This window comes from Streptomyces sp. 150FB (assembly GCF_000818195.1).
Lineage (GTDB): Bacteria > Actinomycetota > Actinomycetes > Streptomycetales > Streptomycetaceae > Streptomyces.
In genome coordinates this window covers 6,577,306-6,589,414 of sequence record NZ_JTHL01000001.1, presented here as the reverse complement: position 1 = coordinate 6,589,414, position 12,109 = coordinate 6,577,306, and the positions used below count along the sequence as shown (strand labels likewise).

At 70.3% G+C, this 12,109-nt stretch carries 10 protein-coding genes and 1 pseudogene; 8 read left to right on the top strand and 3 right to left on the bottom strand.

Annotation, left to right across the window (positions count from 1 at the left end):
- The 6 genes and pseudogenes from QR77_RS49195 to QR77_RS28545 form a co-directional block, all read left to right on the top strand.
- Nucleotides 1–1,635: pseudogene (locus tag QR77_RS49195) on the top strand (hypothetical protein); the annotation flags it as partial.
- A gap of 114 nt (nucleotides 1,636–1,749) precedes the next feature.
- On the top strand, nucleotides 1,750–2,688 hold the full coding sequence (locus QR77_RS28565) for a cellulose-binding protein (protein ID WP_040024899.1): 939 nt from the start codon (nucleotides 1,750–1,752) through the stop codon (nucleotides 2,686–2,688).
- Between the two features lie 193 nt (nucleotides 2,689–2,881).
- A complete protein-coding gene (locus QR77_RS28560) occupies nucleotides 2,882–3,859 on the top strand; it encodes an ATP-binding cassette domain-containing protein (protein ID WP_040024898.1) in 978 nt (325 codons plus the stop codon).
- A 3-nt stretch (nucleotides 3,860–3,862) separates the two neighbouring features.
- Nucleotides 3,863–4,633, top strand: a complete 771-nt coding sequence (locus QR77_RS28555; protein ID WP_040024897.1) for an ABC transporter permease subunit — start codon at nucleotides 3,863–3,865, stop codon at nucleotides 4,631–4,633.
- Nucleotides 4,634–4,770: 137 nt separating this feature from the next.
- Entirely contained in the window at nucleotides 4,771–5,829 is a 1,059-nt protein-coding gene (locus QR77_RS28550) for an ATP-binding cassette domain-containing protein (protein ID WP_040024896.1), read from the top strand.
- A complete protein-coding gene (locus tag QR77_RS28545; protein WP_040024895.1) occupies nucleotides 5,826–6,674 on the top strand; it encodes an ABC transporter permease in 849 nt (282 codons plus the stop codon). The genes QR77_RS28550 and QR77_RS28545 overlap by 4 nt, the downstream gene beginning before the upstream one ends.
- A 58-nt stretch (nucleotides 6,675–6,732) precedes the next feature.
- Here the strand turns inward: QR77_RS28545 and QR77_RS28540 are convergent, their stop codons facing one another.
- On the bottom strand, nucleotides 6,733–7,062 hold the full coding sequence (locus QR77_RS28540; RefSeq protein WP_040024893.1) for a hypothetical protein: 330 nt from the start codon (nucleotides 7,060–7,062) through the stop codon (nucleotides 6,733–6,735).
- Between the two features lie 211 nt (nucleotides 7,063–7,273).
- Between QR77_RS28540 and QR77_RS28535 the strand changes: the two genes are divergently transcribed.
- The gene (locus tag QR77_RS28535) at nucleotides 7,274–8,287 is read left to right on the top strand and encodes an LLM class flavin-dependent oxidoreductase (protein WP_040024892.1); all 1,014 of its coding nucleotides are present in this window, start codon (nucleotides 7,274–7,276) and stop codon (nucleotides 8,285–8,287) included.
- 108 nt (nucleotides 8,288–8,395) lie between these two features.
- Here QR77_RS28535 and QR77_RS28530 read toward each other — a convergent pair whose 3' ends face one another.
- Nucleotides 8,396–8,788, bottom strand: a complete 393-nt coding sequence (locus QR77_RS28530) for an SCO5389 family protein (protein WP_040024891.1) — start codon at nucleotides 8,786–8,788, stop codon at nucleotides 8,396–8,398.
- A gap of 214 nt (nucleotides 8,789–9,002) precedes the next feature.
- On the opposite strand from QR77_RS28530, the gene nucS reads away from it, so the two are divergent.
- The gene (gene nucS / locus QR77_RS28525) at nucleotides 9,003–9,662 is read left to right on the top strand and encodes an endonuclease NucS (RefSeq protein ID WP_040024890.1); all 660 of its coding nucleotides are present in this window, start codon (nucleotides 9,003–9,005) and stop codon (nucleotides 9,660–9,662) included.
- 107 nt (nucleotides 9,663–9,769) lie between these two features.
- Here nucS and QR77_RS28520 read toward each other — a convergent pair.
- On the bottom strand, nucleotides 9,770–12,109 hold a 2,340-nt coding region (locus QR77_RS28520; protein WP_040024889.1), incomplete at its 5' end, for a hypothetical protein.

The following is a 12,109-nucleotide window of genomic DNA, read 5'->3' as shown; positions in this document are numbered from 1 at the left end:
ACGGAGGCCGCCGAGGCGCTGGCCGCCGCCCAGGAGGAGTCGGGACGGCGCCGCCGCGAGGCGGAGGAGCTGCTGGAGGCCGCCCGCGCGGAGGCCGACCAGGAGCGGGTGCGGGCCCGCGAGCAGAGCGAGGAGCTGCTCGCATCGGCGCGCAAGCGGGTCGAGGAGGCCCAGGCAGAGGCGCAGCGGCTGGTCGAGGAGGCGGAGGCGCGCTCCGCCGAGATGGTGTCGGCCGCCGAGACGACCGCGCAGCAGGTACGGGATTCCGTCGCCGGTCTCCAGGAGCAGGCCGAGCAGGAGATCGCGGGCCTGCGGTCCGCCGCCGAGCACGCGGCCGAGCGGACCAAGACAGAGGCGCAGGAGGAGGCGGACCGGGTACGCGGCGACGCGTACGCCGAGCGGGAGCGCGCCGCCGAGGACGCCAACCGGGTCAGGGCGCGCGCGCACGAGGAGGCCGAGGCCTCCCGTCAGCTCGCCGACCGTACGGTCAGCGAGGCGGCGACCGAGTCGGAACGGCTACGAGCCGAGGCCGCCGAGTACTCCGAGCGGGTAAGGGCGGAGGCGTCGGACACCCTCATGGGCGCCGAGCAGGACGCCTCCCGGGCCCGCGGCGAGGCGCGCGACGACGCGAACCGTATCCGGGGCGACGCCGCGGGGCAGGCCGACCGGCTCATCACCGAGGCGACCAGCGAGTCGGAGCGGATGCGCGCCGAGGCGGCCGAGACGGTGGGCGCCGCACAGCAGGCGTCCGAGCGACTGCGCGCCGAGGCCCAGCAGTTCAAGGCCGACATAGAGGCCGAGGCCGAGCGCATCAGGAACGAAGCGCAGGAAGAGACCGACTGGTTGCTCGACGAGGCGCGCAAGGACGCGGCCAAGCGCCGGGCCGACGCGGCCGGGCAGGCCGACCAGTTGATGAACAAGGCGCAGGAGGAGGCGCTGCGTTCGGCGACCGAGGCGGAGGCGCAGGCCGACGCGCTGGTGGGCGCCGCTCGTACGGAAGCCGACCGCATCAACGCCGAGGCGACCGTCGAAGGCAATACCCTGGTGGAGAAGGCCCGTACGGACGCTGACGAGTTGTTGGTCGGCGCGCGCCGTGACGCGACGGCGGTCAGGGAGCGGGCCGAGGAGCTGCGTGAGCGTGTGGAGAGCGAGATCGAGCAGCTCCACGACCGGGCGCGACGCGAGACGTCCGAGCAGTTGAAGACGGTCGGCGAGCGTGTCGACAACCTGATGAAGGCAGCCAACGAGCAGCGTGCCGAGGCCGAGCAGAAGGCCAAGGAGCTGGTCGCCGACGCCGGCACGGAAGCGGGCAAGGTCCGGATTTCCGCGGTCAAGCGGGCCGAGGGCCTCCTCAAGGAGGCCGAGCAGAAGAAGGCCGAACTGATCAAGGAAGCCGAGCAGTTGCGCGCCGAAGCTGCGGCGGAGGCCAAGCGTACGGTGGAGGAGGGACGGCGTGAACTGGACGTTCTCGTACGAAGGCGTAAGGACATCCAGACCGAGATCTCCCGTGTCCAGGACGTGCTCGAAGCGTTGGAGTCGTTTGAGGCACCTTCCGGCGGGGCGAAGGACAACCCGGTCAAGGCAGGCGCCACGGCCGGGACAACTCGTCCGAGTGGCAAGCCGTCAGACGGCTAGCCACTCAAAAGGCTGGACATTCTCCATCTCAAACCGGCATCAGCCCGATGACACGCCGCTTAGGCCCCTAGGATTCCCTCTATCACCTCACCGGTCTCATTCGACAGGAACCCCATGAGCGACACTTCCTCCCCATTCGGCTTCGAGCTCGTGCGGCGTGGTTACGACCGCGGTCAGGTGGACGACCGCATTACCAAGCTCGTCGCCGACCGTGACAGCGCCCTTGGCCGCATCACCTCTCTGGAAAAGCGCATCGAGGAACTCCACCTCGAGACGCAGAACGCCCAGGCCCAGGTCAGCGACGCCGAGCCGTCGTACGCCGGCCTCGGCGCCCGCGTCGAGAAGATCCTCCGCCTCGCCGAGGAGGAGGCGAAGGACCTGCGCGAGGAGGCCCGCCGCGCCGCCGAGCAGCACCGTGAGCTGGCCGAGTCGGCAGCCCAGCAGGTGCGTAACGACGCCGAGTCGTTCTCCACCGAGCGCAAGGCGAAGGCCGAGGACGAGGGCGTCCGTATCGTCGAGAAGGCGAAGGGTGACGCCTCGACCCTGCGCTCGGAGGCGCAGAAGGACGCGCAGTCCAAGCGCGAGGAGGCGGACGCGCTCTTCGAGGAGACCCGCGCCAAGGCCGCCCAGGCGGCGGCGGACTTCGAGACGAACCTCGCCAAGCGGCGTGAGCAGTCCGAGCGTGATCTGGCGTCGCGTCAGGCGAAGGCCGAGAAGCGCCTGGCGGAGATCGAGCACCGCGCCGAGCAGTTGCGCCTCGAGGCGGAGAAGCTGCGTACGGACGCGGAGCGTCGCGCCCGTCAGACGGTGGAGACCGCGCAGCGCCAGTCCGAGGACATCGTGGCCGACGCGAACGCCAAGGCCGACCGGATCCGCAGCGAGTCCGAGCGCGAGCTGGCGGCGCTCACCAACCGCCGCGACTCGATCAACGCCCAGCTCACCAACGTCCGCGAGATGCTGGCCACCCTGACCGGTGCCGCGGTCGCCGCCGCCGGTTCCCCGGCGGACGACGAGCCGATCTCGCGCGGCGTGCCGGCGCAGCAGTCCCGCTGACGTACGGGTGCCGGCGTCCTCGCGGACGCTGTCGCGGGTACGGAGGCGAACAGCCGGGGCAGGCGCCGAACGGACGCCGTGTCGGACGCCCCGGCAAACGCCGGACGTACGGGACCGATCGCTGTTATAACAATCGGACAAGCCCCTCGCCACTCCGGTGGCGGGGGGCTTGTCGCCCCTTTAGGTTAGCCAGATGATCGAGGTTGATGGGCTCACCAAACGGTTCGGCCGCAAGACGGCGGTCGACCATCTCACCTTCCAGGTGAGGCCTGGTGTGGTGACGGGCTTTCTGGGGCCCAACGGGGCAGGCAAGTCGACGACGATGCGGATGATGCTGGGGCTGGACAACCCGACCAGCGGGTCGGCGCGGATCGACGGAAAACTCTACAGAGAGCTGACAGATCCGCTGAAGCATGTCGGGGGGCTGCTGGAGGCCAAGGCCATGCACGGCGGCCGCACCGCGTACAACAATCTTCTCTGCCTCGCGCAGAGCAACCGGATTCCGGCCAAGCGGGTCACCGAGGTGCTCGACATGGTGGGACTGACCGCCGTGGCGAAGAAGAAGTCCAAGGGCTTCTCCCTCGGGATGGGTCAGCGGCTGGGAATCGCGATGGCGCTGCTGGGCGATCCCGAGATCCTGATGTTCGACGAGCCGGTCAACGGACTGGACCCGGAGGGCATCCACTGGATCCGGACCCTGATGAAGGCGCTCGCCGCCGACGGCCGTACGGTCTTCGTCTCCAGCCACCTGATGAGCGAAATGGCCCTGACGGCCGAGCATTTGATCGTGATCGGACAGGGCAGGCTGCTCGCCGACACATCGATGGCGGACTTCATCCGCGAGAACTCGCGCAGCTTCGCGCGACTTCGCTCCCCGCAGCTCGAACAGCTCAAGGACGCGCTGCACGAGGCCGGGTTCCAGCCGGTCGAGGCTGAGGGCGGCACGCTGGAGATCGACGGGGCCGAGACCGACCAGCTCGGTGAGCTGGCGGCGCGGCACGGGATCGTACTCCACGAGCTGAGCGCCCAACGGGCCTCGCTCGAAGAGGCGTTCATGCAGATGACGGCCGAGTCCGTCGAGTATCACGCGCATTCGGACAGCTCCGGGGGCCGGCCGCCGGCCCCCACCGCTCCCCAGTGGGGCCAGAACCACGAGGGCAAGGGAGCCTGACCCATGGCATCGGTACCAGCGGTCCTCAACTCCGAGTGGACCAAGATCCGTACGGTTTCCTCCACGACGTGGACACTGATCAGCGCCTTCGTGGTGACGGTGGCGCTCGGAGCCGGGCTGTCCGCGCTCTTCAGCTCGCAGTTCGACGACCTCGGGCGGTCGGAACAGCTCACCTTCGACCCGACGGACATCAGCTTCTCCGGGATGATCCTGGGGCAGCTCGCGATGGTGGTCTTCGGGGTGCTGGTGGTCGGCTCCGAGTACAGCTCGGGCATGATCCGCACCTCGCTCGCCGCCGTACCCCAGCGCGCCACCTTCCTCTTCAGCAAGGTCTTCGTGGCCGGGGCGCTGGCGATCCTGGTCGGGATCGTGACCGGATTCCTGTCCTTCTTCCTCGGACAGGCGCTGCTCGGCGACCACGGCACCAGCATCGGCGAGCCGAACGTGCTGCGCGCGGTCATCGGCAGCGGGCTCTACATGGGCCTGATCGCGATCTTCTCGATGGGCATCACGGCGATACTGCGCAGCTCGATGCTGGCGCTCGGCATCCTGATGCCGTTCTTCTTCCTCGTCTCGCAGATCCTGGCGGCCGTGCCGGGGGCGAAGGAGGTCGCGCGGTACTTCCCCGACCAGGCCGGGAGCAAGATCAGGCAGGTGGTCCCTGACACGGGCGACGCGCCCTACGGCCCCTGGGGCGGCTTCGGCATCCTGGTCCTGTGGGTGCTGGCCGCGCTCATCGGCGGGTACGTGGTGCTGAGGAAGCGCGACGCCTGACCCCGCCCTCGTACGACGCAGGTGCGGGACGGCTTGGCCGGAACCGTCAGCGCCCGGATACGCTCTTAACTCTTACGGGGGTTTCGGCCGGATCCGGCCGCCGCCCCGACTACCTGACCTGTCGATGGGGCTGGAGAATGATCGAGGCAGTCGGCCTGACGAAGCGCTACGGCGCCACCACGGCCGTGTACAACCTTTCTTTCCAGGTACGACCGGGCTTCGTCACGGGATTCCTCGGCCCCAACGGTTCCGGCAAGTCCACGACCATGCGGATGATCCTCGGTCTCGACCAGCCGACCGCCGGTCATGTGACGGTCGGCGGCCACCCCTTCAGACAGTTGCCGAACGCCCCCCGCCAGGTCGGCGCGCTCCTCGACGCCAAGTCGGTCCACGGCGGGCGCACCGCCCGTAACCATCTGCTCTCCCTCGCGCAGCTCTCCGGCATCCCGGCCACCCGCGTCGACGAGGTCCTCGGTGTCGTCGGCCTCCAGGACGTGGCGAAGAAGCGCTCGAAGGGTTTCTCCCTCGGCATGGGCCAGCGGCTCGGGATCGCGGCGGCGCTGCTCGGCGACCCGCAGGTGCTGCTGTTCGACGAGCCGATCAACGGTCTCGACCCCGAGGGCATCCTCTGGGTCCGTAATCTGATGAAGCAGCTCGCGGCGGAGGGCCGGACGGTCCTCGTCTCCTCGCACCTGATGAGCGAGATGGCCGTGACCGCCGACCATTTGATAGTGATCGGGCGCGGACAGCTCCTCGCCGACATGAGCGTCACGGACTTCATCTCGGCGAACTCGGCGGACTTCGCGCGGGTGCGGGTGCCGCCGGAGGACCCGGCTCAGCGCGAGAAGCTCTTCGCCGCGCTCACCGGGGCCGGCGGCCAGGTGCTGTCCGAACGCGACGGCGCGCTGCGGGTCACCGGGCTTCCGCTCCCCCGCATCAGCGATCTGGCGCACGACGCGGGGGTACGGGTGTGGGAGCTGTCGCCGCACCAGGCCTCGCTGGAGGAGGCGTACATGCGGATGACGCAGAGCACGGTGGACTTCCGCTCGACGGCCGACGCGCTGGCGGGGTTCGAGCAGCCCTTCGGGTACGGGCAACCCGTGGTGCCGGAGGTGCCGCAGCAGGGCTGGTACGTGCCGCCGCCCGCACCGCCCGTACCGTCCGCACCGTCCGCACCGAGCGAGGACGCCCGATGACGACCCCGTACCAGCAGCAGGCCGCGCCCCTGGGCGGCTACACCTCGCCGATCCCCGTCCGCCGCGCGCATCTCGGTGACGCGCTCGCCTCCGAGTGGACCAAGATCCGCTCCGTACGCTCCACGCTCTGGACGCTGGGCGTGATGATCGTGCTGATCCTCGGCGTGGGCGTGCTCGCCGCGCTCATCGTCGCCGCCCAGCCGGACCCGGTCATGTCCGAATCCGTCAACTCCGACTCGGTCCTGTCCCTCGGGTTCTTCGGTGTGATGCTCGGCTCGATCCCGGTGATCACCCTCGGGGTGCTGACCCTCACCTCGGAGTACGGCACCGGCATGATCCGTACGACCCTGACCGCCTGCCCGAGCAGGGTCCGGGTGCTGGCCGCGAAGTCGATCGTCTTCTTCCTGCTGGTCTTCGTGATCACGACGGCGAGCACCGCTGTCGCGAGTGTCGCCCAGATCACCATCCTGGACACGCGGACGCCGGACGTCGGTGAGTGGCTGCGCGCGACCGCCGGCGTCGGCGTGTACATGGCGCTGCTCGGGCTGCTGTCACTGGCGGTCGGCGGTCTGATCAGGCACTCGGCGGGTGCGATCACCGTCATGGTCGGTGTGCTTCTGCTGCCCGTGGTGCTGTCGATCTTCATGTACACGCGGGCGCTGTCCGGGGTGCGTGAGGCGCTGCTGTACTACTCGATCCCCAGCCAGCTCATGGTCTTCTACGACATCGGCAGCGGCTTGGCGACCGCAGGACCCAACGGCTGGGACCCGCTGTGGATCATGCTGGGGCTGGCCGCGGTCGCGATGGTCGGGGCGTTCTTCGTCCTCGACAAGGGCGACGTCTGATCCGTCGCAGCGGGGCCACGACGACAGGGACGACAGGGACGGGACGACAGGACAGGACCTAATACCTGGGCGCGTTACGGGACCGCTGCACCCGCGTGGTGCGGCGGTCCTTCGCGTTCCAGCAGGCCTGGTGCCAGTGCCGCCGGTCGTCGACGCCGCCGAACTCCGGCCAGGCGACCACATGCGCCACCACCGGGGGAATCTCCTGGTCACAGCCGGGGCAGCGGTAGCGCTTGCCTGCCGCGCTCGCGCCGGCGACATGGCGTACACACCACTCCTCGCCCTGCCAGGACTCGGTCCGCTGGAAACCGCCGTAACGATCACCGCTCTCACCGGCACGCTCGATCGGTTTCTCGCCGCCCTTGGGGCGGTTGCGGCGCGGGGACACAGGACACCTCACGGGGCAGACAGGTCGGTTCCCCTCCAGCCTACGGCCCGGGCGGCGGAGTCGGTGCCCGTCCCGCCACGGACGGCAACGGACGACCACGGGCGCTTACCGGACAATCGCAAGAATTTCACCTTTAGCCGTGCCTTTGGCACGTGTCAGCCGTTGTTGCCTGTAGAGGGGAGCCGCGTCGGCCGCAAGGAGGCATCAGGCGATGCGCGTTGGAGCTTTTGTACTGGCGGCCCAGTTTCCGGGTCAGGGGCCGGGAGAGGCGCTGCACCGGGCGGTGCGCACCACCGAGGTGGCCGAGGAGTTCGGCCTCGACTCCGTCTGGCTGGCCGAACACCATTTCGTGCCGTACGGGGTGTGTCCGTCGGCCGTCACCCTGGCGGCACACCTGCTCGGACTGACCCGGCGCATCCGGGTGGGCACCGCTGTCAGTGTGTTGCCGAACGCGCATCCGGTCGCGCTGGGCGAGCAGGCGGCGTTGCTGCATCTTGTCTCCGGTGGACGGTTCTCGCTGGGCGTGGGCCGGGGCGGCCCCTGGGTGGATCTGGAGGTCTTCGGTGCCGGCCTGAAAGCCTTCGAGGAGGGGTTCCCCGAATCCCTCGACCTGTTGTTGAGCTGGCTGCGCGAGCCGCGCGTGTCGGCCGCGGGGGAACGTTTCGTCTTCCGTGAAGTCCCTGTCGTACCCCGGCCGGACGAGCTGGTGGACCGTCCAGGACCGGAAGTGATCGTCGCGTGCACCTCACCCACAAGTGTGAAACTCGCGGCCGAGCACGGACTGCCGATGCTCCTCGGCATGCACTGCGGTGACCAGGAGAAGGCGGACATCGTCGCCCTCTGGCGCACCCACGCACGCGCGGCGGGACACTGCCCCGAGGCGGATCATGTGTCCGCCGGGGTCGCCCAGATCGCCGATGACCGGGCGGAGGCGGTTGAGACCCTTCTCAAGTCGATGCCGGGCTGGCTCAGGCAAGGTCTTGGCGCCCATGTGACCGTCGATGACCGAAAGCGATCGATGCGTGACCCGGTCGCCTATACGGAGCTGCTGTGCACACTGCATCCGGTGGGAGACCCCCGGCTCGCCGCCGACCGGCTCGCCGCGACCGCCGAGCGCACGGGCATCAGACGCTTCGCGCTGCTCCTGGAAGGATCCGGTGACCTCTCGGCCACGGAGGAGAACGTACAGAGACTGGGCGGGGAGGTCCTTCCGTTGCTGGACTGACCGAACCCGGTGGCCTGCGGCCTGATCCGGACGACTGGTCCTGGCTGCCGCTCCGCGTGGACCCGCTCCCGCAGAGCCCCCCGCGGCACGGAGCGGCAGCAACCGGGGTCAGCAGTCCCTGAGTTCCGGGGACTGGTTGAGCAACTGGGCCCTGGTCGAGGTGAAGCGGGTCAACCGCTCGTCGACCGAGGGGTCCAGCGGGAACACCGCGACGCGGTGGCAGTTCTGGAATGCGAGACGCACCCCGAAGTGCCGCTGCAGAGCACCGCGAATGGCATCACTCGCGAGCGCGCGCAACAGTTGTCCACGTGCCTGCTCGTCCGGCGGAGGCGTCTGGTTGTCGGCGAACTGTCCACCGTCCACCTTTAGCTGTGCCACCAGAGAACTGATCATCTCCCATGCGAAGGGCAGGGAGGTCCGGACGCAGTCGACGAAAGCCGCTTCGTCGACCTCGCCTCGCTCGGCCTGCTCCAACAGTGCCGGTGAGACGTCGAGCGACATGGGTTCTCCTCTCGCGACCCCGGAGATACCGGGGCCTTACGGGCAGGGAAGGAGGCGACGACGACGCAGCGTGCACGACCGGCGACCACCTGGCACCACGGTATGCGTGCTGTCCGGACCGCACCAGGCGAATAGGAACACAACCGGCCACAAACGAACGGGGCTTGTGGGGCGAATCGCGCCGGGTGGCGACAGTCGAGTAGCGTTCTCCACCATGCGTCTCGTCATTGCCCGGTGCTCCGTTGACTACGCGGGCCGGCTCACCGCCCACCTGCCCTCAGCTCCCCGTCTCATCCTGGTCAAGGCGGACGGCAGTGTGTCGATCCACGCCGACGACCGGGCGTACAAACCCCTGAACTGGATGTCACCGCCGTGCACGCTGAAAGAAGATGACAGCATTTGGACGGTTGTGAACAAAGGGGGCGAGAAACTGATCATCACGATGGAAGAAATCCTTCATGATTCGTCGCATGAGCTGGGTGTCGACCCCGGTCTGATCAAGGACGGTGTGGAGGCACACCTTCAGGAACTGCTCGCCGACCGCATCGAGCTCGTCGGTCCCGGATACAGCCTGATCCGGCGTGAGTACCCCACGGCCATCGGCCCGGTGGACATCCTGTGCCGGGACGCCGACGGCGGCACGGTGGCGGTGGAGCTGAAGCGACGTGGTGACATCGACGGTGTGGAACAGCTCACGCGCTACCTGGAGTTGCTCAACCGCGATCCTCATCTGGCCCCGGTGAAGGGCGTGTTCGCGGCGCAGGAGATCAAACCGCAGGCCCGCGTGCTGGCGACGGACCGCGGGATCGGCTGCCTGATCCTCGACTACGACGGCATGCGCGGCATCGAGGACGACAAACTGCGCCTGTTCTAGGCGCTCCAGAGGCGCTCCAGAAGCGTTCAGAGGCTGTACGTACGGCGAAGTGGGCCGCGCGGGTGACCTTCCCCCGCGCGGCCCACTTCTCGCGTTCTCCCGCTGCCTCAGCTCACCGGGTCGCCGGACTCCGAGAGCGACGGACCCGCGGTGACACCAGGAGCCGTACCGCTCGCCGAGGCGCTGTCGGGCGGCGTCGTCGGCCCCGACGGCGAGTCGGAGGGCGGCGGCGTCGTCGGAGGCGGAGTCGAGGGCGAGCTGGGCGGCTTCGTCGGCGGAGAGGAGGAGTGGGTCGGCTTCGTCGGGGGCCTCCCCGGCGTCGACGGGTGGCCCGGGGGTGTGTGACCCCCGCCTCCCGGCGCCGGACTGCCGCTCGGATCCGCCGGGGTTCCGGGCGCGGACGCCGTGCCCGACGGCGTACCGCTCCCGCTCGGCGTCGGCGCACCTGACGAGCCCGGCGTCCGCGAGGGCCTGCCCGGCTGGTGGCTGGAGGTCGCGCCGCCGATGTCCGGCGGCGCCGCCGGCAGTCCGTCGTTCCCGTCGTCCGGGTCGGCCTGCTGCCCGGTCGTGGCGCCGTCGGAGCCCTCCTTGTGACTGGAGGTCGCCCCGAGCGTCACCACGGTGCCGAGTACGGCGGCGAGCACCGCGCCCGCGCCCGCGGCGACCAGGTTGCGCCGGGCGCCGCCGAGCACTCCCTTGCGTCCGCCGTTCTTCGAACCGTCCGAGGACGCCGTCGAGGACCCGGAGGAGCCGGGGGCCGAGCCCGGGGGGTACGACGTCACGGGCGCCATGTCCCGCCGCGTGATCAGCGCGATGTCCTCCTCCAGGCGGGAGGACATCCCCGAGGTCCCCGCCGGGAGCCGCGCGGGCAGCGCTGCCACGATCGCGGGTGCGGCTTCGAGCGCCCGGGGCGGCTCGGGCGCCTCGCGCCGGGGCTTGACCGGCACCAGTTCGGCGCCGATCGGCCGGGCGAGGCCGCCCTCCTGGTCCTCGACCAGCGCCAGCGCACGGCGGCCCGCGACCGTACCGCTCCGGTCGGCGACGGCTCCGCGCATCGCGATCGAGGCGCCGAGTTCGGCGCGCGCCCGCTCCAGGTTTCCGCCGCAGAGCGCGAGCACACCCAACTCATGGTGGAAGTACGCCTCTTCGGCGACCTCTCCGGCGAGCCTGGCGGCCTCCTGGCCGGAGCGCAGGGCCCGCTCCCAGGCGCCCCAGTGCAGCCCCGCCATGAAGGCGGGCGCCGCGCCGCGCGCCAGCAGTACGGCGGCGCTCGGGTGCCCGGCCCCGGAGCCGTGACCGGCCGGGATGGCCGGGACCAGCGGCCCCATCGAGGCGAGGATCGCGTCCGACTCGGCGGCCACCCGGTCCGGGCTGACCGACGGGTGCCCCGACCACCAGGCGTAGTGCTGGGCGGCGGTGAGCGCGTCGGCCACCGCGTCGTCCGCGTACCCCTCGGCCTCCAACTGCGCGGCGACCCCGGAGGCGAGCCGGTAGCGCGTACCGACGGGGGACAGCAGCCCGCAGCTCATCAGCTCGCCGAGGGCCGCGTCCGCGTGGGTGTCGCCGACCAGCGCGGGCAGGTGTGCCTGGTGCGGGACCTCGCCGCTGAGCGCGACGGCGAAGCGCAGGGTGGCGCGGGCGGAAGCGCTCAGCCGGGAGGCGAGCAGGGCGGCCGGTGAGGCGCCCTCGCCGATGCTGGGCAGCGGCATGTCCGCCCCGTCGTACGGGCTTTCGCCGCCTGCGGCCGATGCGACCGTCGAACCGCCCGCGGCGCCCGTGGTGATGCCGGGGGCCGCGCCGGACGCGGGTTCGAAGGCCTCGAAATCATCCAGGTTCTCCGGCCGCGCGCGCAGTGTGTCGCGCTGCCGGAGCAGCGCTCCCGCCTGGACGAAGCGCAGCGGCAGCCCCTCCGACTCGAACCAGAGGTCGCCCGCCCAGTTCGCCTCCTCGTCCGTCAGCGCACGGTCGACCGCGCGCTCCAGCAGCTCCAGCGAGGCGTTGCGTCCGATCCCGCCGAGTACGACCTCTTCGAGGCCGGCTCCGGCGGACGGTTCGGGAATGTCGGGCGCGGCAGCCAGCAGGTAGGCGCACTCGGGGGTGGCGGCGAGCAGCTCGTCGAGCGCGTCCCCGCCGAACTCCAGATCGTCGAGAACGACGACCGCGCCTATCTCGTGGACGCTGCGATGCAATTCGGCGCGATCAGGTCGGCGCAGCTCGACATCGTAGACGGTGGTGTAAAGGTCGTACAGAAGTTCCGTGGTTGTGCGCCGGTAGCCCGAGAGGCGCACGACTCCGTCGGGCGCGATCCCGGCGCAGTCGGCGGCCGCCGCTTCGAGCAGCACCGTACGTCCGGAGCCCGCGGCCCCGACCAGACGCACCGAGCGTCCGCGCCCGAGCAGTTCGACCAGCCGCTCGCGCTCCTCCTGCCGCTCCAGCAGCGGGAGGGC

Excerpts from the sequence above, each read along its gene's own strand:
- QR77_RS28555 (WP_040024897.1), top strand. The coding sequence starts at position 3,863 with ATGGCATCGGTACCAGCGGTCCTCAACTCCGAGTGGACCAAGATCCGT.
- QR77_RS28530 (WP_040024891.1), bottom strand. The coding sequence starts at position 8,788 with ATGTCGCTCGACGTCTCACCGGCACTGTTGGAGCAGGCCGAGCGAGGC.
- QR77_RS28550 (WP_040024896.1), top strand. The coding sequence starts at position 4,771 with ATGATCGAGGCAGTCGGCCTGACGAAGCGCTACGGCGCCACCACGGCC.
- QR77_RS28545 (WP_040024895.1), top strand. The coding sequence starts at position 5,826 with ATGACGACCCCGTACCAGCAGCAGGCCGCGCCCCTGGGCGGCTACACC.
- QR77_RS28560 (WP_040024898.1), top strand. The coding sequence starts at position 2,882 with ATGATCGAGGTTGATGGGCTCACCAAACGGTTCGGCCGCAAGACGGCG.
- QR77_RS28535 (WP_040024892.1), top strand. The coding sequence starts at position 7,274 with ATGCGCGTTGGAGCTTTTGTACTGGCGGCCCAGTTTCCGGGTCAGGGG.
- nucS (WP_040024890.1), top strand. The coding sequence starts at position 9,003 with ATGCGTCTCGTCATTGCCCGGTGCTCCGTTGACTACGCGGGCCGGCTC.
- QR77_RS28565 (WP_040024899.1), top strand. The coding sequence starts at position 1,750 with ATGAGCGACACTTCCTCCCCATTCGGCTTCGAGCTCGTGCGGCGTGGT.